This window comes from Achromobacter sp. JCM 18799 (genome assembly GCF_055395645.1).
In genome coordinates, this window is the sequence record NZ_AP043866.1 from 5,583,116 (window position 1) to 5,607,169 (window position 24,054).

Annotated in this window: 25 protein-coding genes and 1 tRNA gene; 12 read left to right on the forward strand and 14 right to left on the reverse strand. The window is 63.1% G+C overall.

Features of this window, described 5'->3' with window-relative positions; all coding sequences use genetic code 11:
- The first annotated feature begins 75 nt into the window (after nt 1-75).
- The 4 genes from ACZ5YA_RS26345 (at nt 76) to ACZ5YA_RS26360 (ending at nt 2,836) form a co-directional block, all read left to right on the forward strand.
- Nucleotides 76-1,164, forward strand: coding sequence for a methionine ABC transporter ATP-binding protein (locus ACZ5YA_RS26345; protein WP_464091428.1), 1,089 nt, complete (start codon nt 76-78; stop codon nt 1,162-1,164).
- On the forward strand, nt 1,121-1,774 hold the full coding sequence (locus ACZ5YA_RS26350; protein WP_013391556.1) for a methionine ABC transporter permease: 654 nt from the start codon (nt 1,121-1,123) through the stop codon (nt 1,772-1,774). The genes ACZ5YA_RS26345 and ACZ5YA_RS26350 overlap by 44 nt, the downstream gene beginning before the upstream one ends.
- Nucleotides 1,775-1,829: 55 nt before the next feature.
- Nucleotides 1,830-2,627: a MetQ/NlpA family ABC transporter substrate-binding protein gene (locus ACZ5YA_RS26355; RefSeq protein WP_059373706.1), complete on the forward strand. Its 798-nt coding sequence runs from the start codon at nt 1,830-1,832 to the stop codon at nt 2,625-2,627.
- Between the two features lie 133 nt (nt 2,628-2,760).
- A tRNA-Lys gene (locus ACZ5YA_RS26360) sits at nt 2,761-2,836 on the forward strand.
- A 191-nt stretch (nt 2,837-3,027) separates the two neighbouring features.
- Here the strand turns inward: ACZ5YA_RS26360 and ACZ5YA_RS26365 are convergent.
- The 9 genes from ACZ5YA_RS26365 to ACZ5YA_RS26405 all read right to left on the reverse strand — a co-directional run bounded on the left by ACZ5YA_RS26365 (nt 3,028) and on the right by ACZ5YA_RS26405 (nt 13,892).
- Nucleotides 3,028-4,662: a methyl-accepting chemotaxis protein gene (locus ACZ5YA_RS26365; protein ID WP_118932609.1), complete on the reverse strand. Its 1,635-nt coding sequence runs from the start codon at nt 4,660-4,662 to the stop codon at nt 3,028-3,030.
- A gap of 183 nt (nt 4,663-4,845) precedes the next feature.
- Nucleotides 4,846-6,585 carry a GGDEF domain-containing protein gene (locus tag ACZ5YA_RS26370; RefSeq protein WP_464091429.1) on the reverse strand — a complete coding sequence of 580 codons (1,740 nt, stop codon included), beginning with the start codon at nt 6,583-6,585 and terminating at the stop codon, nt 4,846-4,848.
- Nucleotides 6,586-6,656: 71 nt separating this feature from the next.
- Nucleotides 6,657-7,010, reverse strand: coding sequence for a transposase (locus ACZ5YA_RS26375; RefSeq protein WP_464091430.1), 354 nt, complete (start codon nt 7,008-7,010; stop codon nt 6,657-6,659).
- 4 nt (nt 7,011-7,014) lie between these two features.
- Nucleotides 7,015-8,106, reverse strand: a complete 1,092-nt coding sequence (locus tag ACZ5YA_RS26380) for a M14 family metallopeptidase (RefSeq protein ID WP_251877926.1) — start codon at nt 8,104-8,106, stop codon at nt 7,015-7,017.
- On the reverse strand, nt 8,106-9,197 hold the full coding sequence (locus tag ACZ5YA_RS26385; RefSeq protein ID WP_251877924.1) for a M14 family metallopeptidase: 1,092 nt from the start codon (nt 9,195-9,197) through the stop codon (nt 8,106-8,108). The genes ACZ5YA_RS26380 and ACZ5YA_RS26385 overlap by 1 nt, the downstream gene beginning before the upstream one ends.
- Nucleotides 9,197-10,543: an MFS transporter gene (locus tag ACZ5YA_RS26390; RefSeq protein WP_464091431.1), complete on the reverse strand. Its 1,347-nt coding sequence runs from the start codon at nt 10,541-10,543 to the stop codon at nt 9,197-9,199. Before ACZ5YA_RS26390 ends, ACZ5YA_RS26385 begins: the two co-directional genes overlap by 1 nt.
- Before the next feature lie 255 nt (nt 10,544-10,798).
- Nucleotides 10,799-11,746 (reverse strand): PDR/VanB family oxidoreductase, encoded by a 948-nt coding sequence (locus ACZ5YA_RS26395; RefSeq protein WP_464091432.1) that lies wholly within the window; start codon nt 11,744-11,746, stop codon nt 10,799-10,801.
- 43 nt (nt 11,747-11,789) lie between these two features.
- Nucleotides 11,790-12,506 carry a hypothetical protein gene (locus tag ACZ5YA_RS26400; protein WP_118932616.1) on the reverse strand — a complete coding sequence of 239 codons (717 nt, stop codon included), beginning with the start codon at nt 12,504-12,506 and terminating at the stop codon, nt 11,790-11,792.
- Between the two features lie 45 nt (nt 12,507-12,551).
- A complete protein-coding gene (locus ACZ5YA_RS26405) occupies nt 12,552-13,892 on the reverse strand; it encodes an MFS transporter (RefSeq protein WP_059373697.1) in 1,341 nt (446 codons plus the stop codon).
- 164 nt (nt 13,893-14,056) lie between these two features.
- Between ACZ5YA_RS26405 and ACZ5YA_RS26410 the strand changes: the two genes are divergently transcribed.
- Nucleotides 14,057-15,010: a LysR substrate-binding domain-containing protein gene (locus tag ACZ5YA_RS26410; protein ID WP_464091433.1), complete on the forward strand. Its 954-nt coding sequence runs from the start codon at nt 14,057-14,059 to the stop codon at nt 15,008-15,010.
- Between the two features lie 35 nt (nt 15,011-15,045).
- On the opposite strand, the gene ACZ5YA_RS26415 is transcribed toward ACZ5YA_RS26410, so the two are convergent.
- Complete coding sequence (locus tag ACZ5YA_RS26415) at nt 15,046-15,849, reverse strand: helix-turn-helix transcriptional regulator (protein ID WP_059373695.1); 804 nt, start codon at nt 15,847-15,849, stop codon at nt 15,046-15,048.
- A 100-nt stretch (nt 15,850-15,949) separates the two neighbouring features.
- Here ACZ5YA_RS26415 and ACZ5YA_RS26420 point away from each other — a divergent pair, with 100 nt between their 5' ends.
- From ACZ5YA_RS26420 to ACZ5YA_RS26440, 5 genes are read left to right on the forward strand one after another with little or no spacing between them, the layout of a single operon-like run.
- Entirely contained in the window at nt 15,950-17,593 is a 1,644-nt protein-coding gene (locus tag ACZ5YA_RS26420) for an FAD-dependent monooxygenase (RefSeq protein WP_464091434.1), read from the forward strand.
- Nucleotides 17,590-17,793: a hypothetical protein gene (locus tag ACZ5YA_RS26425; RefSeq protein ID WP_059373693.1), complete on the forward strand. Its 204-nt coding sequence runs from the start codon at nt 17,590-17,592 to the stop codon at nt 17,791-17,793. Before ACZ5YA_RS26420 ends, ACZ5YA_RS26425 begins: the two co-directional genes overlap by 4 nt.
- 30 nt (nt 17,794-17,823) lie before the next feature.
- Entirely contained in the window at nt 17,824-18,801 is a 978-nt protein-coding gene (locus ACZ5YA_RS26430) for a Bug family tripartite tricarboxylate transporter substrate binding protein (protein ID WP_464091435.1), read from the forward strand.
- 8 nt (nt 18,802-18,809) lie between these two features.
- Nucleotides 18,810-19,352, forward strand: a complete 543-nt coding sequence (locus ACZ5YA_RS26435) for a VOC family protein (protein WP_251877913.1) — start codon at nt 18,810-18,812, stop codon at nt 19,350-19,352.
- Nucleotides 19,349-20,368, forward strand: coding sequence for a fumarylacetoacetate hydrolase family protein (locus tag ACZ5YA_RS26440; protein WP_464091436.1), 1,020 nt, complete (start codon nt 19,349-19,351; stop codon nt 20,366-20,368). The genes ACZ5YA_RS26435 and ACZ5YA_RS26440 overlap by 4 nt, the downstream gene beginning before the upstream one ends.
- Before the next feature lie 12 nt (nt 20,369-20,380).
- On the opposite strand, the gene ACZ5YA_RS26445 is transcribed toward ACZ5YA_RS26440, so the two are convergent.
- The 3 genes from ACZ5YA_RS26445 to ACZ5YA_RS26455 form a co-directional block, all read right to left on the reverse strand.
- Nucleotides 20,381-20,668, reverse strand: a complete 288-nt coding sequence (locus tag ACZ5YA_RS26445; protein WP_059373689.1) for a hypothetical protein — start codon at nt 20,666-20,668, stop codon at nt 20,381-20,383.
- A 109-nt stretch (nt 20,669-20,777) separates the two neighbouring features.
- Nucleotides 20,778-21,197 carry a hypothetical protein gene (locus tag ACZ5YA_RS26450; RefSeq protein ID WP_059373688.1) on the reverse strand — a complete coding sequence of 140 codons (420 nt, stop codon included), beginning with the start codon at nt 21,195-21,197 and terminating at the stop codon, nt 20,778-20,780.
- Nucleotides 21,194-21,634 (reverse strand): Fur family transcriptional regulator, encoded by a 441-nt coding sequence (locus ACZ5YA_RS26455; RefSeq protein ID WP_054457561.1) that lies wholly within the window; start codon nt 21,632-21,634, stop codon nt 21,194-21,196. The genes ACZ5YA_RS26450 and ACZ5YA_RS26455 overlap by 4 nt, the downstream gene beginning before the upstream one ends.
- A gap of 104 nt (nt 21,635-21,738) precedes the next feature.
- Between ACZ5YA_RS26455 and ACZ5YA_RS26460 the strand changes: the two genes are divergently transcribed.
- Nucleotides 21,739-22,521 carry a helix-turn-helix domain-containing protein gene (locus tag ACZ5YA_RS26460; RefSeq protein ID WP_118932622.1) on the forward strand — a complete coding sequence of 261 codons (783 nt, stop codon included), beginning with the start codon at nt 21,739-21,741 and terminating at the stop codon, nt 22,519-22,521.
- Nucleotides 22,522-22,708: 187 nt separating this feature from the next.
- Nucleotides 22,709-23,572, forward strand: coding sequence for an alpha/beta hydrolase (locus tag ACZ5YA_RS26465; RefSeq protein ID WP_419342237.1), 864 nt, complete (start codon nt 22,709-22,711; stop codon nt 23,570-23,572).
- A 12-nt stretch (nt 23,573-23,584) separates the two neighbouring features.
- Here the strand turns inward: ACZ5YA_RS26465 and ACZ5YA_RS26470 are convergent, their stop codons facing one another.
- A complete protein-coding gene (locus ACZ5YA_RS26470) occupies nt 23,585-24,046 on the reverse strand; it encodes a YkgJ family cysteine cluster protein (RefSeq protein ID WP_059373686.1) in 462 nt (153 codons plus the stop codon).
- Nucleotides 24,047-24,054: the final 8 nt, after the last annotated feature.

Sequence of the window (24,054 nt, forward strand, 5' to 3'; positions counted from 1 at the left end):
ATATTACTTGTGGTTATAAAAAATGAAAGAAACAGTCGTTCTCTGTAGAAGAGAAAAGATACAAAATCGCTTGCCATGATTCAGATCGAGAACCTATCCAAGACCTACGCCACGCCGCACGGACAATTCCAGGCGCTGCGCGGCATCAACCTGCATATCCAGCAGGGCGAGGTCTTCGGCATCATCGGCCCCAGCGGGGCCGGCAAAAGCACGCTGGTCCAGTGCATCAACCTGCTGGAGCGGCCCAATGAAGGCTCGATCGCCATCGGCGGTCAGTCCCTGACCGGCCTGAACGAAGCGCAACTGCGCGAGCAGCGCCGTCGCATCGGCATGGTGTTCCAGGGGTTCAACCTGCTGTCGCGCCGCACCGTGTACGGCAATGTTGCGCTGCCGCTGGAAATCGCCGGCGTGGCCAAGGCCGAGATTCCGGCCCGCGTCGAGCGCCTGCTGGCACTGGTGGGCCTGGAACATCTGCGCGACCGCTATCCCAGCCAGATCAGCGGCGGCCAGAAGCAGCGCGTCGGCATTGCCCGCGCCCTGGCCAACAACCCGGATGTGCTGCTCAGCGACGAAGCCACGTCCGCGCTGGATCCGGAAACCACCCGCAACATCCTGGCCTTGCTGCGCGACATCAACCGCAAGACCGGCGTGACCGTGGTCATGATCACGCACCAGATGGAAGTCGTGCGCGAGGTCTGCGATCGCGTCGCCGTGCTGTCGCAGGGCGAAGTGGTTGAAATGGGCAGCACGCGCGAAGTGTTCGCGCAGCCGCGCCACGAAGTGACCCGCGCCATGGTGTCGGCCGCCACCGCGTCCGACCTGACCGACGCCACGCTGGCGGCAGTCAAGGAGCGCATCCAGGCGCTTGCCGCCGCCAAGCCGGGCCAGGCGGTGCGGCTGCTGCGCCTGTCGCTGACCGGCACCGACGCGTCGGGTTCCTTCCTGTCCGACCTGTACAAGCAGTATTCGCTGGATGTGGGCCTGATCCAGGCGCGCGTGGAAGACATCCAGGGCGTGGCCGTGGGCACGATGTTCGTGCTGGCCCAAGGCGCGCCCGCATCGGTCAAGGACGCGATTGCCGCGCTGGCCGCCCGTGACATTACCGTTGAAGAAATAGCTCATGAGTCCGCAACTGATCGACCTGCTTATTACGTCGCTGCTTGACACCCTGCTGATGGTGGGCGTGGCCAGCGCCATCGCGGTGGTGGTCGGCATTCCGCTGGGCGTGATCCTGACGGTGACGGCCCGCGGCAACATGCTCGAGAACCAATCCGTCAACCACGTGCTGGGTGCGGTGATCAACGCCACGCGCTCGGTGCCGTTCGTCATTTTGATGGTCGCGATCATTCCGTTCACGCGCCTGGTGGCCCAGACCTCCATCGGCACCACGGCAGCCATCGTGCCCTTGTCGGTGGCCGCGATTCCGTTCATGGCCCGCATCGCCGAAAACGCCATGCGCGAAGTCGACCCGGGCCTGATCACCGCGGCGCGCGCCATGGGCGCGTCGCCCATGCAGATCATCATGAAGGTGCTGCTGCCCGAATCCTTGCCTGGTCTCATCGCCGCGACCGTCGTCACTGTCGTCAGCCTGATCGGCTACTCGGCCATGGCCGGCGCCATCGGCGGAGGCGGCCTGGGCGACCTGGCCATCCGCTATGGCTACCAGCGCTTCCAATCCGACGTGATGGCCGCAGTCGTCATCGTGCTGATCGTCCTGGTCCAGGTGATCCAAAGCCTGGGCGACCGCTACGTGCGCCGCATCTCGCATCGCTGATCCTGCCGGCGCCGCACTTATTTCTCCTCACTTCCGACATTCGGGATACTGCAACATGAGCATCAAGGTTTTGAAGTCGCTGGCCGCGTTCGCGCTCGGCGCCGCCGTATTCGCCCAGCCCGCGCTGGCCCAGGACAAGCCCCTGAAGATCGGCGTGACCGCGGGCCCGCACGCCCAGATTTTTGATGTGGTGAAGCAGGAAGCGGCCAAGCAGGGCCTGAACATCCAGGTCATCGAATTCACCGACTACGTGCAGCCCAATGTCGCGCTGTCCGCGGGCGACCTGGACGCCAACAGCTACCAGCACCAGCCCTACCTGGACAATGCCAACGCAGACCGCGGCTACAAGCTGGTCAGCATCGCCAAGACGGTGATTTTTCCCATCGGCATCTACAGCAAGAAGATCAAGTCGTTGTCCGAGCTGAAGGAAGGCGCTCGCATCGCGCTGCCGAACGACCCGACCAACGGCGGCCGCGCCCTGTTGCTGCTGCAGGCCAACGGCCTGATCAAGCTGCGTCCCGACGTCGGCCTGAAGGCGACCCCGATCGACGTGGTCGAAAATCCCAAGAAGCTGCGTTTCATTGAATTGGACGCCGCCCAACTGCCGCGCTCGCTGGACGACACCGACGCGTCGGCCGTGAACACCAATTTCGCGCTGGAAGCGGGCCTGAACCCCGCCAAGGACGCCATCGCCCAGGAATCGCCCGACTCGCCTTACGCCAACGTGCTGGTCGTGCGTGAAAAGGACAAGGATCGCCCCGAGTTCGCCAAACTGATCGCGATCTACCACAGCCCGGCCGTGAAGCAGTTCATCGAGACCAAGTACAAGGGTGCGGTGGTGGCCGCCTGGTAAGCCCAGCACCGTCAGCCTCAGGAACGGTCGCCGCGAGCGGCCGTTTTTGTTGCAGGGACAGCGTTTTGGTCTGGGGCCTTGCATCGAATTTTGACAAACGGCGCCAAATCGGCCATAATTTCTGGCTTCGGTCGGGTTGTTAGCTCAGTCGGTAGAGCAGCGGACTTTTAATCCGTTGGTCGCGAGTTCGAGTCTCGCACAACCCACCACCCAATTCCTGTACCAAGCAATGGCTGTCCAAGCATTGCTGTACTCAAGAAAAACGCCGCTATTTCTAGCGGCGTTTTTTTGCTTCTCGGTCATCGTGGTTCATGACCCGGCCATGGACTCGGCTTGTGGCCGGATTGAAGCCGCTGTTGGACCGGCGCGCGTCGCGGTTGGTCCATTTGTGTTGCTCTCTTTACGTAGAGCCTGCAAACGCGATGAGCGTCGGCTCTGCCATCGGCACATGCCGCGGGGACAGGGACGATGCCGTCTTGAACACTTCGACTGCCTGCAGCAGATCGCGCGCCTGTTCCGCCATGGAATGCGCCGCTGCGGCAGATTCCTCGACCAGCGCAGCGTTTTGCTGCGTTACGGAGTCCAGTTGCGCGATGGCGACGTTGACCTGTTCGATACCGATGGCTTGTTCGCGAGACGCGGTGGCGATCTCTCCCGTTATTGTCTTCATGCGCATCACGGAGGTCACGACTTCTTCCATGTCCCGGCCCGCTCGGGCGGCGAGATCCCGTCCAGCCTGGACCACGGAAGTGGAGGTCTCGATCAGGTCTTTGATTTCCCTTGCGGATGTGGCGCTGCGTTGCGCCAGCGCCCGGACCTCGCCGGCCACCACGGCGAAGCCCCGGCCTTGATCTCCGGCCCTGGCGGCTTCCACCGCGGCGTTCAATGCAAGAATATTCGTCTGAAATGCAATGCTCTCGATCAGCGACACGATCTGTGCGACCTTTTCCGAGTTGGCGGAAATTTCCGTCATGGCCGCGAGCATTTCGGATACGACGCCACCCGCTTTCTCCGCGGCCTTGGCTCCTTCGCTGGCCACTTCGTCGCCGCTCGCCGCATTGTCTTGATTCAGCCGTACGGTGGACGTCAGCTGTTCGATGCTGGCCGCGGTCTCTTCCAGTGACGCGGCCTGCTCCTCGGTACGATGTGACAGATCGGCATTGCCTTGGGCAATCTGGCCTGCAGCCGTCGAGATCGATGCAGCCGATGATTTGATTGCATCGACGATTCTGGAGAGACGCGAGCGCATGGATTCCAGGCCATGCATCAAGCTATGGTCGTAGCGGGAATCGAGCTGCAGTCGGCTGGTCAGGTCGCCATCGGCGATGTTCACTGCCAGAAGTTGCGCATCGCCGGGATCGCCGCCCAACTGGCGCAGGATGCTGCGCGCTGTGAGATAGGCCGCAAATACCCCAAGCATCAGCGCGGTCAAGACGGTCGCCCCGACGGCCCATTGCAACTGGCTCGCGAGAGATCGGGTATCTTCCGCGCGTGCATCGTTGATCTTCGTTTCGAGCGCAGCCAATGTCGATAGCGTTTCCTGGAGCACGCGCTGCTTGGGCCGCAGTTCGTCTTCCAGCAGATGTTGCGCGTTCTGGCGGTCGCCATTCAATCCTTCTTCCATGACGCGCATGAACTGCGAACGCATGTCTTGTTGCGCAACGCCTGCGGCGGCGAACAGGCGCCTTTCCTCGTTGGTGGTGCCAGAACGGCTCGAGAACATGCCGCCGAGCCTGTCTCGAGATTCGTTGTAGAGCTTATCCGCTTCATTCGCCCGCGACACTTCGGCCTTCAGCACTGACGGATCCGTGAGGATCAGGATGTTGCGGATTGCGATGGCCTGCTCCTGGACCTGGTAGCGCATATCGATCGCCAGGCGCCGTTGTTCGTTGTTGATAGCGGTGATCTGGTAGACATCCTGCTCCAGCGCGCGGATGCCAAACGCACCGAGAATGCCGGACACCAGCAGCGCCACCATGATCATCGCAAAACCCATGGCAAGGCGAGTACGCATTTTCAGCTTTGATGGCTTCATTTCAATTTCGCTTTCAAGAATGGAATTTCTGTATTCGGTTCACGCTGTCCGGACTATACGGACGCGCTGCGCACGACAAAAGACAGAAATTTTGTTCCGCCAAGCACTTTTCCTATTTTGCGGATGACCGCAGATCACCGTGCAAGCGCTGCAACGCGCAAGCGCAAGCTGTCTATCGATCGATTACGCCGCGTCGTCGGACTGCGTAATGACGCAGTTGCGGCCAGAGGCCTTGGCGCGATAGAGCAGCTCATCGGCGTGCTTCAGCAGTGCGTCGACATCGATGATTTCATCTGTCCGCGCGCAGACCACTCCAAAACTGCTGGTGATCGACGCTATGGTCTTGCCGTCGGACGGCACCGCCAGGCGTTCGATGCGTCGGCGCATGCTCTGCGCCATTGCGCTCGCTTGCGCCATGCTGGGTACCGTGCACAGCACAGCGAATTCTTCACCGCCGATGCGCGCCACGATGTCAGTGCGCCGCCATGTCTGATGGCATGCCTGCGCCACCGCCACCAGAACATTGTCGCCGCCGGCGTGGCCGTAGGAATCATTGATCCGCTTGAAATGATCGATATCAAAGACGATTAAAGTCAGCATCTGTTCCGGCTGGTTCAGGCTCGCGCACAACGCTGCGGCGCGGGCGTGAAATGCGCGCCGGTTGAGCAGTCCCGTGAGGAAGTCCGTCTCCGCCAACGTCGCCAGATCGGCGATGAGCCGCTCGCGTTCATGCTCCGTCTGGGACTTGGCGATGGCGTCTTCCTTCAATCTCTGGATGGCGTCGAACAGGCCGAGAACTTCCTTGCGATAGCCGGCGCCGGAGATCGGCGCGGGCGCATTGTCATTGATGGAGTTGATGATTTCGGTGGCTACGACGAATGGCCGTATCAGACGCCAGCGGAACTTGGTGAACCCCCAGGTGGCGGCCAGCAGCAGTACGATGGCCACCGCGGTGGTCGTGACCAGCTCCGTCACCGCGTTGACGCGTTGGTGTTCCAGAAGTTTTCCCAACAAGCTCAATACTTCATCGCGGAAGTCGACGATGGATTGCATCAGCGGAACATAGCGCTCCTGCATGCCTCCCTTCAGATTCGACGAGTCGGCGGTTGACGGCGGCGTATGACGCAACGCCGCGATGTACTCCAGGCCTGCGCCAAAGTACTCATACTGAACTCGAGGATATGCGCGCGTCTCGAGGTCCGCATGGGTGGAGAGCTGTACTTCAAGCAGCGCACGTAATTGGGAAACGCGACCCAGTTGTTGTTCGATACGTTGCGTTTCCACGTCGCTGAGAGGGCGGTGCTGTACTTGTGCAGGCATGAAGGAGGATCCCAGCAGACCGGCTTGCTCGCGCAGTCCTGCCGCAAGCATGGCAATGGTCATGAGGCCGGGATTTTCCACTTCATGCCGGATCACGACGGCTGAGTTGTCGAGCGTGGTTTCCTCGAGCGCCGGGATTAGTCCGGCCATGATAACCACCACGTCGTTCAGCTCTTGCGCGCTGATCAACGCGCGCTGTCTGGCGATGAGCCGATCCGCGGCGGCGCGCTGTTGGACCAGGGTCCGCGCAATGTGTTGGATGGTGCCTCGAACGTCCCTGCAGCTGTCGCAGTTGCTGGTCTGGTGCAGTTCCAGCAGCTCGGCGATCCTGCTATCGCTGGCACTGCGCGCAAGCAGCAGTTCGTGCTGTCTGGTTTCGGATACGGGCAAACCGTCGATCAGCGCGGCATTCATCGATCCGCGTTCCATCAGGACGGCAGCCATCGCCTCCAGCGTGCCCTGGACGACGTGCAGGCTCGACATCGCATCACGCGCCGCCGCGTGGGCGCGCCAGCTATGCGTAAGTTGAATGCCTATCAGCGCGCTCACCGGGATGAGAACGCCGATGACATATGCCACTGTGTAGCGGTTCAGAGATTTCAAAAGAACAGTGCAGACGAAGAGATTTCAGCGGGCTGGAGGCGTCGCCGCAGACTTGCCGCAATGCTTGGGGCTCACTCCTTTGCCCCAAGCGTGTCCTGCAGTATCACTTTGTTGAGCGCCAGGATGGCGATCAAGCGTTCAAGCCGGTTGCACTCGTTTTCGAGCCTGCTCAGCAATTTCATCTCATAGGATGCGAGACCGTCGTAGTGGACCTTCCACGCGTGGAAGGTCGCTTCGCTTACACCCATGCGCTTGCAGATGTCAGACATCGGCGTGCCAAGCGTCACCTGCTTCAGTGCATGCCTGATCTGTTCTTCTGAAAAGCCCGACCGCTCCATGTTAAGCACCTTTCCGTATTCTGAGATGAAGCCAATTCCATTCAAACCGAGAACGGCATATGCCGTCGCGCAATCGCTTTGACTCAATGCGTCAAGCTGCCTGCAAGCCGCGTAGGGCCTGTAGCACCGCAACCCGGGTTTGCCCCAACACCATGCCGTGCCAGTTCGCCTCGTTGCAATAGAACGCATCCAGCGTGGTTTGCAGGATGGTTCGCCGCAAATCGTCGGGCGCTTCCGGATGCGCGTGCAGCCAGTTCCTACCACATAGCGCATGCACCATGGCGTCGAAACGGACGGCCCCGAAAACAATGGCCATCGAGGTCGGAAGCGATAACGGGCAAGCCTGATAAATCAGATCGGCAAGCTGGCCGGAGATGTCGACCGACACCGAGTTGCCTTGGTAGGGAACGGTGATGTCGCTTCCCCACCACTGGCGCGCGCGCGCGACTTCGGCGTCGTCATGGCGGCCGGCGTAGAGCTTCTCTCCATGGCCGCGCGGTCCCCACCCTGTATGTACGTCGATCCAGCCGATATGGGTGCGCTTGCGGGCATGCTCGTGCAGGATGCGGCGCAGATTCTGTAGCGATGCCGCTGGGCGGTCGCCGCCATAGAACAGGCCGTTGGCATGCGAATACTGGCCGCGCGAGACGGCCTGCGAAAAAGCGGACTGTCCGTGTTCGGCGATGTACTGGGCGATCAGTTGCTGGTTGGATTGCGTTGGCGGCCATTCCTCGGGCAGCAGCAGGTCGTGCAGCCTTGCGTACTCGGGGTTTGCTGGCAGCGGCCGCCCGTCGAAGGGCAATCCGTTGCGGTTAAGGTCTATGTTGCATTCGTCGGTGCGGGCGATCCAGGAATAACCGTATGGATTGACCGCGTGCACCAGCAGCAAGGCCACGCCGGCCTCTCGTGCGCGGGCCAGCATGACGGTATCGTCGAGCAGCGCGAGCTGGCATCCGGAGCCACAGAACCCTTCCACTCCCAGCACGGCGGAGGTCATGATGAGGATCCGATCGGCGTCGGGGTCGCCGATGTAGGCGACATCTGTGCTCAGTGCTTCGCCTTCGCTGCCGGTCTGGTCGATGCCATAGGAGTGGAACGAGTCGGCGAGCGGCCTGGCCGCTTGCGAAAAGCGCTCGCGCGCCTGGGCATAGCTGCGGGAAAAGTAGCTCGCGCTGGTTCGCATCAGGCCTCCTGTAAACCGGACAGGGCCTGTAGAACCGCCACGCGACTCTGACCTAGGACCATGCCGTGCCAATCGGCGGCGTTGCTGTAGAACGCATCCAGCGTGGCGCGCAGGATTGCGTCGCGCATGGCGTCGTCGGCCTCTGGATGAGCAAGCAGCCAGTTGCGGCCGCGCAGCGCTTCGATCATGGCATCAAGAGGCACGGTGCCGAATTCCAGCGCCATCGGCGTGTGCAAGGCGTCGGGACAAGTCTGGTAGATCAGGCCTGCCAACTGGCCGGTAATGTCCACCGACGCGGAACTGCCTTCGTAGGGGACCGCAATGTCGCTGCCCCACCATTGGCGGGCCCGGGCGACTGCGGCTGCGTCGCGACGGCCGGCGTAGATTTTTTCGCCGTGGCCGCGAGGCCCCAATCCGGTATGTACATCGATCCAGCCGATATGCTTGCTGCGACTGCCGTGCTGCCGCAGCATATGGCGAAGATTCAGTAGCGACGCCGTTGTGTGGTTGCCACCGTAGAACAGGCCGTCGGCGTGCGTGTACTGCCCGCGGGTCACGACCTGGGCAAAGGCCGCCTGGCCATGCTCGGCGATGTAGGCATCGATTCCTGTGATGTTTGACGTCGTGGGCGGCCATTCCTTGGGCAGCAGCAGATCATGAATCTCCGCATATCCGGGATTTTGCGGCAGAGGGCGTCCGTCGAAGGTCTGGTCGTTGCGGTTCAGGTCGACATTGTCTTCATTCGTGCGCGCCAGCCAGGAAAATCCGTACGGGTTGATGGCGTGCACGAGCAGCAAGGCCACGCCAGCCCTGCGGGCACGTTCCAGCATGGCGGCATCGTCCAGCAGAGCCAGTTGGCAGCCTGAGCCGCAAAAGCCTTCCACGCCATGCGTGGCGGAGGTCATGATCAACAGCCGTTCCGCGTCCGACGGGCCGATCAACGCGACATCGGTGGCCAGCGCTTCGCCTGCGCGTCCGACTGGTTCGATGACGTAGGATTGAAAGTGCGTGGCCAGCGGTTTGGCCGCCAGCACGAAACGGTGGCGAGCCTCTTCGTAGCTGCGTGAGAAATAGCTGGAGCCGAGCTGCATCAGGCCTCCTGTCCGTCGATGTCGTCATGGGTGCGGTCGTCGATCCAGAACAGCACCACCGTTGAAAGCGCTATGGCCACCATCAGGAACCATGCCGGCGCCATTGAGTTTCCGGTCACGTGCAGCAGCCAGGTCACGAAGAATTGCGCGAAGCCGCCGAACACGGAGATGCCCAGTCCATACACGACCGACATGCCGGTCGTGCGAACGGCCTTGGGGAACAGTTCGGGAAGCATCGTGAATGCCGGCGCCGACTGCAGCGCCACCAGGAGCGCGAACAGGGCGACGAGCAGCATCAGCCGCTCGGTGCTGGGCGCGGCCATCAGCCACTGGAAGCAGGGCAGCAGGACGATTAGGGTCGCCAGGCGCGACCAGAAGATCACGCGCTTGCGGCCGTAGCGGTCGGCAAGCATGCCGACAAACGGTGCGATCAGGAAACCGACCGCGCCGAACACGACGCTGGCCGACAGCGTGGACGTCGCCGGCAAGCCCAGTTCGCGGTTGGCGTACGCTGGCATGTAGAAGCTGAGGATCTGCGTGCTGACCATGCCGCCGATCAGCAGCAAGATGCCCTTGAGTATGGTGATCTTGTACTCGGCGAAGATGCGGCGCAAAGGCTGGTGAGTGGTGGCGTGACGCGCAGTCGCGAGTTGCGGTTTGCCGGTGTCCGGCGGAGAGCTTGTCAGCGTTTCTTCGAGGTTGCGGCGAATGTAGGCGCCCACGGGCACGGTCAGGATGCCGATTACGAATGGCACGCGCCAGCCCCAGGCCTGCATCTGTTCCGTTGTCAGCCCCATGGTCAGCAGCGTCACGACCAGTGCGCCTAGCATTACGCCCAGCGATTGGCTGCCGAACTGCCAGCTGGAATAGAAGGCGCGCTTGCCGCGTGGCGCGTGTTCGACCAGCAGGGTGGTCGAGGCGCCGACCTCGCCGCCCGCGGCGAAACCCTGGATCAGGCGCGCCAGCACCATCATGACCGGGCCGGCCATGCCCATTTGGGCATACGTGGGGGCCACGGCGATCAAGGCACAGCCCAGGCCCATCATCCACAGAGTCAGCGTCATGGCCGCGCGGCGACCGTGGCGGTCGGCGTAGGAGCCGATCAGCATGCCGCCGACAGGACGCATCAAGAAGCCCACGCCGAAAGTGGCGGTGGTCAATAGCAATTGACCGTAACCGGAGGCGGCTGGAAAGAAAAGTGGGCCCAGCACCAGCATCAGGAAGGTGAAGACGGTGAAGTCGAAGAACTCGAGTGCATTACCGATAGTGGTGCCGGCGATGACCCGCCGGCGCATGGACGGCGTATGGAGCGCATTGGGCGCAGCCGCTGCAATTGCGATAGACATGTTTTCCCCTAGTGTCTGTTGAGAAGGTTGTTGGCCGCTGATTCCCGGCCTTGGGTACCTTCTTCGAGGGCACTATACGAACGCGCAGAAATAAGAAAAAGACAGAATTTGCGTTCCAATGAATACTTTTATTTATAGGGGGAATGGGCCAGAATATTCAGGGTACGAATACATCTGAATCTCGAATCCTGGTGGCGTTGTCTTGCCGGCGTTATGAAATGGCATGGCTGACCGTATCTGTTCGGCGAGGCGTCATCAAAGATCTATGACCAGACGGCTCGTCCGTGCGCGTGAGCAACATGGGAGAAACTGGTCGTTGCGTGCCTTTTCTTCCTCGGTGAGGAACTCGTCGCGATGATCCGGCTCTCCTTCGACAACGTGTGTCAGGCAAGTGCCGCAGATGCCCTGTTCGCATGCTGTTGGAATATCGATTCCGGCCGACCGCAGCGCGGTTAAGGCGGTCTCATGGGATGCAACCGGGATGCGCAGGCCCGAGCCGGCAATAACTAGCTCGAACGGCGAGGAGTCGTCAGCAGAGCTTGGGACCGGGGAAAAGAACTCGCGGTGCAGACATTCAGCAGCCCAGGCTCGACGTTCCGCGTGCTCGATGACCAACTCGATGAAACCAACTGGCCCGCATACATAGAGATGAATGTCAGGCGCCGCGCGATCCAACAACCCATCCAGATCAAGCATGTTTGCGGGCTGATCGCTGTCCACGTGGATGAAAACCTTGGCTGCCAAGGCAGCCGAGGTAAGTTGCTCCGAGAATGCAATCTGGCCACGGGCGCGGACGCAATAGTGCAGTTCGAATGAAGCGTCTTCAGCGGATAGGGCTTGCGCCATCGAGAGTATCGGCGTGATGCCGATTCCGCCCGCGATCAGGATGGAGTGCCGGGCCTTGGGTGCAAGCGAAAATTGATTTCGTGGCTTGCCGATCTCGATGATGTCGCCCTGCTGCAATGCGTGGACTGCCAAGGATCCTCCCCGGGATTCCCTGGCCTTCAGTACTCCCAGCACGTAGCGTGAACGGTCCTGAGGAGCGTTGCAGATTGAGTATTGACGAGTGATGCTGCCCGGCAGTTGGATGTCGATGTGCGCACCGGCTTCGAAAGCTGGCAAGGCATCGTCCGTAAGCGAGACGAGTTCGACTGCGACGATGTCATCCGCAGTCCGTCGGGTTGATTGGACTCTGACTTGCATTGCTCGTGCCTCGTAGTGTTTATTTGTAGCGCGCCGTCATCGTCTAGCCATGGGCCTCAAGCTGCCATTCACGTTGCAGCTTGTCTTCGCGCAGGTGGTCGCGAGAAAAGGCCTCAGGCAGAGCCATGAATGTGTCGGAGGTAAGTGCGCCGAGTTCCTGGAGCGCCTTGTATGCCGACGAACCTTTCCAGGCGTCGGCAGCCGCAGGCGAGGGCCAATGGGTGATAAGCAGATAGAAGACCCCACCGATCTCCGGGGCGGCCTCGTTGGGGCCGATCAGCTGGTAGGGTTGGGCTTCATATTCTCCCGTCAGGGTTTCGAACGGGGACGCGCCAAGATCTTCCAGAGTGGATAGGTTTTTTTGCAAGGCATGAAGCTGCGTGTCATGCAGAGGGGCTGGCATGGCAAGACGAGTTTCATTCATGACTTTCCCGGTCAGGGATTCGCCTGGCGCGGCCTCGCGCCATTTGCGCATGTAGACCGCCGTCCACCAGCGGTCGTATGCCGCCTTTTGGGCGGCCTTGTGCCGCGGGTGGTGATGCCACGCATTCATTTGTTCGGCGCTGGCGTAGCGGACCCCCACATAACGCCAGGTCGAGTTGTGGATGTCGCCGCCGTACACGGATTCAAATCCGTCCTGGCTTATTGCGACAGGGTACAGAGCGTCGTTGAATACGGCGAACTTGTCCTCTTTGCCGGGGATGATCTTGAAGCCACATTCCAGCACGGTGCGCGTGGATTGTGCGGATGCAGTTGCCATTTCTTGTGCTCCAGTGAAAGGCGATTGAATTGCTCTGGCTCAGATTTACGAGGCGTCGATGTCGTCATGGGTGCGGTCCTTGATCCAGAACAGCACCACCGTAGAAAGCGTCATGGTCACCATCAGGAACCATGCCGGGGCCATGGAGTCGCCGGTCACGTGGAGCAGCCAAGTCACGAAAAACTGGGAGAACCCGCCAAGTATCGAAATCCCGAGTCCAAACACGACGGACAGGCCAGTGGTGCGTACCTGTTTGGGGAACAACTCGGGCACCATGGTGAACGCAGGTGAGGTCTGAAGGGCCACCAGCAGCGAGAGCACAGCAAGCAGAACGATCAGTCGTTCACCACTGGGCGCAACGATCAGCCAGTGGAAAGAAGGCAGCAGCATGATGAGCATCACGAGGCGTGACCAGAAGATCACGCGCTTGCGTCCGTAATGGTCGGCCAGCATGCCGACGAACGGCGCGGCGACGAAGCTGATGCCGCTGAAGACCACGCTTGCCCACAGGGCGGAGGTAGCTGAGAGACCCAGTTCGCGGCGGGCGTACGTGGGGATATAGAAGTTGATGACCTGAATGCAGACCATCCCGCCTGTGACCAACAGCACGCCTTTCAACATAGTTAGTTTGTAATTGCTGAATATGTTGCGCAGGGGCTGGCGGCCGGCCGTTGATGGCGTGGCCACGAGGGCCGGTTGACCCGATGCCGGGGGCGGCGGCTCCAGCGTTTCGTCGAGATTGCGGCGAATGTACGCGCCCACGGGTACGGTGAGGATGCCGATCACGAATGGCAGGCGCCAGCCCCAGGCCTGCATCTGTTCCGCGCTCAGTGCGTGGGTCAGCAGCGTCACGACCAACGCCCCGACCATTACGCCTAGGGCCTGGCTGCCATACTGCCAGCTGGAATAGAAGCCGCGTTTGCCGCGTGGAGCGTGTTCGACCAGCAGGGTGGTCGAGGCCCCGACTTCGCCGCCGGCGGCGAAGCCTTGGATCAGGCGAGCCAGCACCATCATGATTGGCCCGACCATGCCCATTTGTGCATAGGTGGGAGCCACGACGATCAGGCCGCAGCCCAGGCCCATCATCGACAGCGTCAGCGTCATGGCTGCCTTCCGGCCGTGGCGGTCGGCGTAGGAGCCGATCAGCATGCCGCCGACGGGGCGCATCAGAAAGCCTACGCCGAAAGTTGCGGTGGTCAGCAGCAGTTGGCCATAGCTTGAGGCGGCCGGAAAAAACAGAGGGCCGATTACGAGGATAAGAAAAGTGAAAACGGTGAAATCAAAGAACTCTAGTGCGTTGCCAATGGTGGTGCCGGCAATGACCCGCCGGCGCATGGACGGCGTATGCAGCGCGCCGGGTGCGACCGTTGCGATTGCGATAGACATTGGTTTCCCCTGGTCTGTTTAGTGGGTTGCCGGTCCGTGGATCCAGACCTTGGGCTTCCCTTCGCAGGCACTATACGGATGCCATAGAATAAAAAAAGACAGAAATTTTGTTCCGTTCTTTCTTTTTTTTTATATACCCCGCGGGACCTACCGGAGCCGAATGCATGAACCTACGCCAATTGCGCGCCTTCGCGCTGATTGCCGAGCATGGCAGCATCCGAGCGGCTGCGCGTGCGCTCGCGGTGACCCAACCTGCTGCGACACGCAGCTTGCGCGAACTTGAGCAGAGCGTGGGAGTAGATCTGGTACGCCGCAGTGTCAAAGGCGTGGAGCTGACCACTTATGGCGAAGCCTTGTACAAGCGGGCGATCGTCATCCTGCAGGAGACCCGCCGGGCCCGCGATGAAATTGGCCAGATGCGCGACGGCGAGGGAGGCACTCTGAGCCTGGCCGTAAGTTCCGCGGCGCTGGTCGTCGTGCCGGACGCGCTTGTGGCTTTCCGCGCGCGCATGCCGCGGGTGGCCGTTGCGTTCAACGAAGTGGGACCACCCTACAGCCACGAGCAGTTGGATTCAGGCCGCTATGATTTTCTTGTGCAAACGGAATACGACGGGGAGATCAACGATGGCTTCGCGCATCGGCCTCTGTTCACCCTGCCGCTTGCGATAGGCGCGCGCCTAGGCCATCCACTGCGCTGGGCCCGCAGCCTGACTGAATTGCACGACGCGCCCTGGTTGGTGCCGGGAAACACGGGAGCTCCCGCGAACCTGGTGAAAATGGCTTTCGCCGCTCACGGTTTACCCTTGCCGCGCGACATCATCTCTTGCCACTCGGTAGCCGTCGCGCTGGCCATCATGGCAAAAAGCGATGCGCTGGGCATTTTTGTGCGCCCGCTGTTTGAACACGAGCTGCTGCCATCGCACATGCGCATGATGCAATTGACGCATGAGCTTCCCTCCGCCCGCATCTCGATTCTTGCTCGGAAGGAGTCGCCACCTACGCCGGCGGCCGAATGCTTCATCGAGTGTCTGATTGAGGCTCGCGACGCCATGGTTGCTTCCAGCAAGGCGGGGAGGTCGAGGCGGAAGGTTCGGGCTCCTGGAATAGAGCACGACTAGCTTGTTCATGATGACGACGCTCTTGTCGACCCGATTCAGCGAGTCGGCCGGCCTCGTCTTGGCACGCTCGCTCCCAACAGCACCATGAGCTCCCGATGGTTGCGCACCCCCAGGTGCTGGAAAGCCCGGTAGCGGTACGTCAGTGCGGTGGTTTCCGACACGCCCATTTCGCGCGCGGCCTCCTTGGTGGTCAGCCCGTCCAGCACATGGGTGATCAACTGCCGCTCCCGTCCGGACAGCTTGGTCATGAGCTGAACCTGCAGCGGCTGGTCCGCGGGCGCGCGCCGGGTTACCTGGACATGGCGCATGACCGCTGCGGCAATCAGGGACGCGTGTTGCGACATGCGTTCGAAGTCCTTGGAACCGTAGTCCGGATACGAAAAGTTCCGGTGCAGGCTGACTGCGACCCGGTAGCCATCGGGAAACACGGCCAGCAGCGACATGCGTTCGCGTATGCCAGGGTCGTCGTAGCACACGCGGCGGTAGTGGGCATCGGCAACCTCTTTGGCGAATTGATGCCCGATCCAGAGTTGGCGCGCCTTGGCGGGTTTGCGCCGGGATAGCCAGACCATGTTGGAGTCCTGCTTGTCGAAGCCCAGGCGCAGGTACTCGATGGCGGTCAGCGTCGCGACCTCGCCGATGGCGCTGGCGCTCGAAACGGCTTCCACGCGCCCGCTGCTGCGCAGTGCGAACACCGTGCAATGGCTGGCGGGCAAGGTCGTGCCTAGTGCGTCCAGCACCCCGGCGGCGAAGTTTTCGGCGCCGATTGCATTCATCAGTGCGATGCTCAGCGCCTGGCCCGAAGGAAGGGGACGCGGTGGCAGCGGCAGCAGCTTCATAGCGGGTTAGTCTGTCCTGATTAATTAGGACATATTAACCAGTCCGGCCCCGCAGAATATGACGCAAGCCAATACGGGCTTTTGATGACAGGACTTGCGCATGCCCTTAGAAAGAATCGGCCCCTTCGAGTACCGGCGCTTCCCGCCGTCGCTGCCCCGGCTCAACGCGGAAGGCGGTGAGGCTCGGCCTCATCGCGTGCTGATTGCGGGCGGCGGTCCGGTGGGGCTGGCGGCCGCGCTGGGCTTGGCCCGACTGGGCCTGGACAGCGTCGTGATCGAGGCCGACGACTCGGTCTGCGAGGGCAGCCGGGCGGCCTGTATCTCGCGCCGCAGCCTGGAAATCCTGGACCGTCTGGGCGTGGCGCCGGCCTTCATGGAGAAGGGCCTGGCCTGGACCCGGGGCCGCAGCTATTACGGCACCGAGGAAGTGCTGGTGTTCGACATGCCGTCGGCGCCGGGCGACAAGTACCCGCCGATGATCAATCTGCAGCAGTACTACATCGAGCAGTTCCTGCTGGACGCCATCGACGAGATCAACGGCCGCTTTCCGGGGCGGGTGGATATCCGCTGGGCCAGCAAGGTGGCCGAATGCCGTGCCGACGCTGAGGGCGTGAGCTTGCGGATCGAGAATCCGCTGGGCAGCTACGAGACGCGCGCCGACTGGCTGCTGGCCTGCGATGGCGGCCAGAGTTTCATACGTTCCAGCCTGGGGTTGGAGCTGAAGGGTACGGGCTATCAAGGCCGCTATGCGATCGTCGATATCGAGCTCGCCAGCGAGTACCCAGCGCAACGACGCGCGTGGTTCGACCCGCCCTGGGCGCGCGGGACCACCATCCTGATGCATCGACAGCCGGACAACATCTGGCGGGTGGACTATCAACTGGCGGCCGGCGCGGATGCCGCGCAAGCCCTGCAGCGGGATCAGGTGCGGGCATTCGTGCAGACGCATCTGGACGCCATCGGCGAAGGACATCTGCCATGGAAGCCGGTGTGGACTTCGGTGTACCGCGCCGGCGCGATGACGCTGGACGCCTATCGCCATGGCCGCATTCTGTTCGCAGGCAACGCCGCGCATGCCATGCCGATTTTCGGCGTGCGCGGCTTGAATTCGGGTTTCGACGACGCCGACAACCTGGTCTGGAAGCTGGCGGCCGTGCTGCAAGGCAAGGGCACGGATACGCTGCTGGACAGCTATTGCAGCGAGCGGCGGCAGGCGTTCCACATCAATGCCGAGAACGCCATGCGCAGCACCGAGTTCATGTCGCCGCCGCATCGCGGCTTCGATCTGATGCGCGAGGCCAGCCTGTCGCTGGCGGGCCGGCATCCGGGCATTGCGCGCCTGGTCAATCCGCGGCAGACGCGGGCCATCGCCTACGCGGGATCGCCCTTGTCGACGGATGACGAGGACGGCGGCGATTGGGCGCCGGGCGCGCCGCTGTCGGATGGCGGGACGGAGGACGGCGGGCACCTGACCGATCTGCTGACCCCCGGCAGTTTCACTTTGCTGGCGTTCGACGGCTGGCCGGAACAACAGGCCTTGGAAGCGCTGACGGCTTCGCCCGAGTGGCGGTTTCTGCCTTGCCGCTGTGCCGCGCCAGCGGCGCACGCGGAGTCGCCGCAGGCCGGCACGGCCTACCTCTTGCGGCCCGACGGCCATGTCTGCGGCCGGTGGCGCTCGCCATCGCTGGATACGGTGCTGTCCGCCATCGAACGCGCCTGCGGGGCGCAAGGAGCCATTCAATGATTGCCGACGCCGCGGTTCAGGACCGCATCTATGCGCGCTGCAGCAATGCCATTGCAACCGCCGGGCGCGGACGCGAGTCCCTGTTTCTGGCGCGCCTGGCCCTGCTGCTGTTCGAGCAGGTCCAGGACGAGCAGCGTTGCCTGGACGCCATCGAGCAGGCTTTGCGTGACCTGCCCGATCCCTCGCTTTCAGCCGACTGATCGGCGACGACCATTCCAAAGGAGACAGACTTGAACCGACGCCATTTCCTCGAGGCGCTGGGGGCCACGGCCCTGGCCGCCGCCACGCCGCTGGCCCGCGCCCAGGCCAAGTATCCCGACCAACTGATCAAGTGGGTTGTGCCGTATCCCGCGGGCGGTGGCACCGACAACCTTGCGCGCACGCTGGCCGAGTCCATGCGCGCCGCGCTGGGCCAGCAGATCATCATCGACAACCGGCCGGGCGCCGCGACCAACATCGGCGCGGAGCAGGTCGCCAATGCCAAGCCTGACGGCTACACCGTCATGTCGGCGGACAACGGCGTGCTGGCCTTTAACGAACACCTGTTCCGCAAGCTGGCCTTCAGTCCGGAAAAGGACTTCACGTATATCGGCGCCATTGGCAAGTTCCCGCTGGTGCTGGTGGTGAACCCGGCGTTTCCCGCTGCGGATTTCAGGGCGTTCATGGAGCGCGTGCAGGCGGAGCCGGGCAAGGTGGACTACGCCTCGGTCGGCAACGGCTCGCCGCATCATCTGGCCATGGAACTGTTCCAGAGCCGCACTGGCGTGCGCCTGACGCACGTGCCCTACCGCGGCGCCGCGCCTGCCATGCAGGACGTGATGGGCGGGCAGGTGCCGGTGATGTTCCTGGACCTGGCTTCGGGAGCATCCATCATCAAGGCCGGCAAGGTGCGGCCGCTGGCCATCGGCTCGCAGGCCCGTTCGCCGTTGCTGCCGGAGGTGCCGACGCTGGCCGAACTGGGCGTGCCGGACGCCGAGGTGTTTGCGTTCCAGGGCATGCTCGGCCCCAAGGGCATTCCGGCGCCAGCGGTTGCGCGTCTGAACCAGGAACTGAATGCGGCGGTGGCCAATCCTGCGGTGGTGAAGCGCTTTGCCGAGTTCGGTTTCGAGCCGTTGCCCGGAACGCCCGATGAGTTCAGGACCCTGGCGCGTGCCGAATCTGCCCGTTGGGGCGAAGTCATCCGCGCCAACAAGATATCGCTCGATTGAGGAATCGCATGGACCATACTGCCGCCCGTCCCGTGCAGGGACTGCATCATTTCGCCTGGCGCTGCCGGGACGCCGAGGAGACCCGGCGCTTCTACGAAGACCTGTTGGGCTTGCCGCTGGTGCACGTCATCAAGAAGGACTCCGTGCCCAGCACTGGGGAATACTGCCCCTATGTGCATATTTTTTTCCGCATGCGGGACGGCTCCTGCATGGCGTTCTTCGACTTGGGCGACCAGACCGCGGCGCTGCCGTCGCCGAACACGCCCGGATGGGTCAATCACATTGCCCTGCGGGTGCCGCAGCGCGACGATCTGCTTGCCATGAAGGCCAGGCTGGAGGCTCACGGCGTGGAGGTGGTCGGCGTTACGGATCACGACAGCTACATCGAATCGATCTACTTCTTCGATCCCAACGGCCTGCGGCTGGAGCTGACGGTCGAAGTGGCCGCGCCGGAAGTCGTCGAAGGTTATGTGGGGGAGGCCCGCGCGGCGCTGGACCGCTGGACCGAGCACAAGCGTGGCGTCGCGGCGGCGCCGGGGAGGCTGGCATGAGCAAGCTTGCTTTGCCATTGCGCGTGGCAACGCGCAGGAACGGCACGCGTGACGGCGAGCTGATGCTGGTGAGCCCGTCGGGCCTGCGATGGATATCCGCGGGGAGCTGCGCCGCTACGCTGCAAACCCTGCTGGATGATTGGGACGCGCTGGCGCCGCAGCTCGCCCGCCACGCGCAGGAGCTCGACGCCGCCGAGTGGGCGGGAGCGGGCGCGTTCGACGCCAGCCAGTGCATGGCCCCGTTGCCACGGGCCTATCAGTGGGCGGATGCCTCCGTCTACCGCAATCATGCGCGCTTGATCTACCAGTGGCGCCGGGAGCCCATCCCGCCGCGCTACGAAGAGGAGCCGCTGGTGTACCAGGGCGGGTCGGACGTGATGATCGGGCCGCAGGACGCCATCGTGGCGATCGACGAGGCCCATCAGGTCGACCTGGAAGCCGAGGTCGCCGTGATCACCAAGGATGTGCCCATGGGCACCGATGCCGCCCGGGCCGCCGATTTGATCGCGCTGGTGGTCCTGCTCAATGACGTGTCCCTGCGCGGGCTGATTCCGGGTGAGCTCTCCAAGGGCTTCGGCTTCTACCAGAGCAAGCCGGCGACCAGCTTCGCGCCTATTGCGGTGACGCCGGACGCGCTGGGCGCCGCCTGGAAGGATTGCATGCTGGACCTGCCCGTGCGCATCGAAATCAACGGCGAGCGCTTCGGCGAGCCCCACGCCAATAGCGAAATCGTCTTCAACTTCGCCCAGATCATCGCGCACCTTGCCAGAACGCGCAGCCTGGCGGCGGGCAGCATCGTCGGCGCGGGGACCATCAGCAATGCGGATCCGGGCGCGGGCAGCGCCTGCATTACCGAGGCGCGGGTTCGTGCCCAACTCGACGGTGTGCCCGAAGCGCAGCTGCCGCCCTATCTGCGGCATGGCGACCGCGTCCGCATCTTGGCGCGCGGACCAGATGGCGAGGCGCCGTTCGGCGCCATCGACCAGCGTGTGGAAATCGCGGGAAGCGGGCGCTGACGGTTGGGGATTTCAGGACAGGGTGCGCGCCGGCATGGCCGACAGATCATGCAGATTGAGGCCGCAGCTGCGGGCGCGCTCCGCCATCAATTCACTGTGCGCCAGGGCGCGCCGGCTTTCCTCCAGCAACACGTCGAGCTGTTCCTGCAGGGTGGCCGCCATGGTCCAGGAGCGTTCTGCGAACCGGGCCGAGAAGCTGTCGGCACAGGTCTTGCAGATGGCTGCGCCGTTTTGTTCAAGCAGCGGGGCGCCTTGCGCAAGCGTCGATTGGCAAAAAATGCAGGCGAGTGCGCGGTTCATGCTGGGCGGCCGGTCCTGGGTTGAGGGGGCGCGCTACCCGGCGGGTACCAGCGCCTTGACATCAATGGACAACGGCGCTGGCGGCCAACTCTTAAATCGACGGAGCCTTCTAGTCCACGATAAAGCCCCCCGGGCCGGACTGGCCGAGCAGTTCACGGGCGCATTGCGCCGCCTGGCCGGCGGTGGCCACGGCCAGGAATGGCACGCCGAAGGCGCGGGTCATTTTTTCGCCGCGTTTGCGGATCTTGTCCAGCGCTTCGGCATTGCCCTCCACGGCGATGAAGGCCCGGCAACGGGCCTTCAGGCGCGGCATGTTGGCGGTCTGCCATTCGATCATGGCCTTGCGGTCGGCCTGGCCGGCTTCCTGCCGCATGTCGGGCACGACCATGACGAAGCTCTGGGGGTTGTCCACCAGCATCTCCATTTCGCGTATCCAGCTGGCGGAATAGCCGTCGGGCGCGCCGCCATGCCTGGACGTGACGATGGGAAACTGGGATAGGTCGTGGAAGAAAAACTGTTCGTGGTTCATTCGAATTCTCCGTGAGGAAGGGCGGCGGCGTTCTTGCCGCAGCCGCAGTGGCCGTAAAGCACCAGGCTGTAGGAGTCCAGCAGGAAGCCGCTGCGCTTGGCGATCTTCCGGACCAGCTGGCCCATGGCCGGGTCGCTGGACTCCAGGATCCGTCCGCAATCGGTGCAGACCAGATGGTCGTGGTGTCCCTTGTCGTTGAGCTCGTACACGGTGGTGTGGGCGTCGAGCTGAGTTCGTTTGAGCAGGCCGGCGCCTTCAAGTTGCGTGATGACGCGATAAACCGTGGCCAGGCCGATGTTGCTGCTGTCCGAGAGCAGGTTGCGGTAGATGTCGGCGGGACTCATGTGCAGGCCGGCATGTTGATAGAAGAGATCCAGGATCTTCATGCGCGGGAAGGTGGCCTTGATGCCGGCATGGCGCAGTCTTGAGTGGTCCATGGGAGGTTTTCCTTGCGTGGCTGATATCCAGGTGAGAATGATGTACATTTCCAACTGGGCCCGCTCACCGGAAACCGTCAACCTGTAGCTCAAACCTGCCAACCATGCTTCACGTGGCCGTGGCGCCTCCCCTGCCGGACGTATTGCTGACGCCGTTCAGCGTCCAGGGACGGCGTGAATCCAAAGGCATTGCCGTACCTTCTCATGTCCATGACGAGGGCATGCTAGTGCTCGTGCACGAAGGGCTGGTACTGGTGCAGGCGGGCGCCCAGGTTTGGACGGTGATGCCGGGCAGCCTGGGCTGGATTCCGCCGGGCGTGCAGCACGGCGCACGCTGGTTCGGCGAAGCGCGCGGGTCCTTCCTGTATGTGCGCCGCGATGCCTGCGACCGCCTGCCGGACCGCTGCCGCTCCTGGCCCGCGTCCAGGCTGATCGAAGCCCTGATGGACCGCTTTACCTCGGTCCAGCCGAACACGACGTTGTCTCCCGCCTACCAGGAACAGTTGTTCGACGTGCTGCTGGAAGAACTCAAGCAGCGCGAGCATGAACCCGTGCTGTTGCCCATGCCTGCCGATCCGCGTTTGCAAGATCTGGCCAATACGCTGCTGGACCGGCCCGATGACACCGCCGGCATCGATGAGTGGGCGCAGCGCCTGAGCATGTCCTCGCGCACATTGATGCGCCGCTTCCGCCAGGAAACGGGCGTCACGCTGGGGCAATGGCGCCAGCAGGCGCGCTTGTTGCGCGCCTTGGAGCTGCTTTGCCGCGGCGGCTCCGTCACCGAGGCCGGCCTCTCTGTGGGTTACGAGAGCACCAGCGCCTTCATCGGCAGCTTCCGCGCCGCCTTCGGCGTGACGCCCACGCGCTATCTGGCTGAACGCGAGTAGCGCGGCCCCGGCCCGCGGGCTTTACGGATTTTCACGGTTCTCCGACAGTTTTGCCGATCTTCCCGGACACCCCCTGCCTAGTATGACGCCAGGGTCGGACAGGCCTTTTCGTCCTGCCCGCCATGCTTCAGGGGTGTTTCATGAATGACTTGTTTTTATTGGCGTTGCCGCCGGCCAGGAGCGCGCCGTGAGCCAGCAACGCGTTGGCGCGCTGCTTATCCACGGCTTGGGCGGCACCGAATTCGACATGGGCGCCATGCACAAGGTGCTGGCGCGCGCCGGGGTCGAACCCCACGGCGTGACCTTGCCCGGCCATGCCGGTTGTCCGGAAGATCTGCTTGATGTGACGGTCGAGGACTGGATGGCGGTGGTCACGCAGCGCTATCGCGAACTATGCGCGCAATACGAGGTGCTGCACGTGATCGGCATGTGCCTGGGCGCCTTGCTGGCGGTGGAGCTTTGCAAGCGCGAATCGCACGCGCGCGGCGCGCTGGTATCGCTGTCCGCGCCAGTGTTCCTGGATGGGTGGAGCACCCCCTGGTACCGGGCCGTGCGCTATCTGGCGTACCGTCTGCCGGGCCTGCGGCGGCGGATCCGGGTGCGCGAGGAAGATCCATATGGCGTCAAAAGTGAACTGGTGCGCGCCTTCATCAAGGCAGGCTTTGCGCGCGGCGACGGGTTCCATTACCAATGGGTGCCGCTGGCCTGCGTGCGCCAGGTGGACCGGCTGCGCGCCATGGTCCGGCGCGGGCTGGAGCGCATGCGCTGCCCGACCCTGATCATGCACGCGGAAGAGGATGAACTGACCAGCCCGCGCTCAGCCCGCTTTCTGGAGCAGCGTATTGCCCAGTCGACGGTGGTGATGCTGCAGGACAGCTATCACATGATCTGCGTGGACCAGGAGCGCGAACGGGTGATGCGCAATGTGCTGGGCTTTCTGGGCAAGGATCCGGACATCGTCCGCATGCGCAAGCGGGTTCCGGCGCCCGCCGCCGACGTTTGCTCCGGGCAGGCGATGCTGGCGCAGGCCAGCCATTCCTGCGCCGGCTGAAAACCCGCTGCCTCAGGCCGCGGCGGGCTGGTTGGGGTGCAGGGGGCCTTGCGGATCGTTCTCGGCGTCCGGCCGGGGCGGCACCGGGGCCAGGCCCAGCGCCAGGCGCAGGCGCTGGCAATCCGGATTGGGCGAGCCGTCCGGCATCCAGATGTCGAATTCCCGGCATGGCGTGGGGCGATTTTCATAGATGGCGCAATGAATGCCGGGCTGGCCGAGTTCGCCACGCAGCGAGATGCAGCGGCCGCCGCCGGTTTCCGTACCCTTCATGCAGGCGCGCAGCGGGCTCATCTGGGTCACCAGTTCCACCGGCACATGGCCGCCGTTCTCGCCGGCCAGTTCGCCGCAATAGAACGACACCCTGAAATGCGCACAGCATGCCCCGCAGTCCAGACAGGGGTTGGCGGCCGGGTCATCGCCAGCCAGGACGGCAGGCGAGACGAAGGAAATGAGAGAGGACTCTAGCAGGGACATGGCGCGCG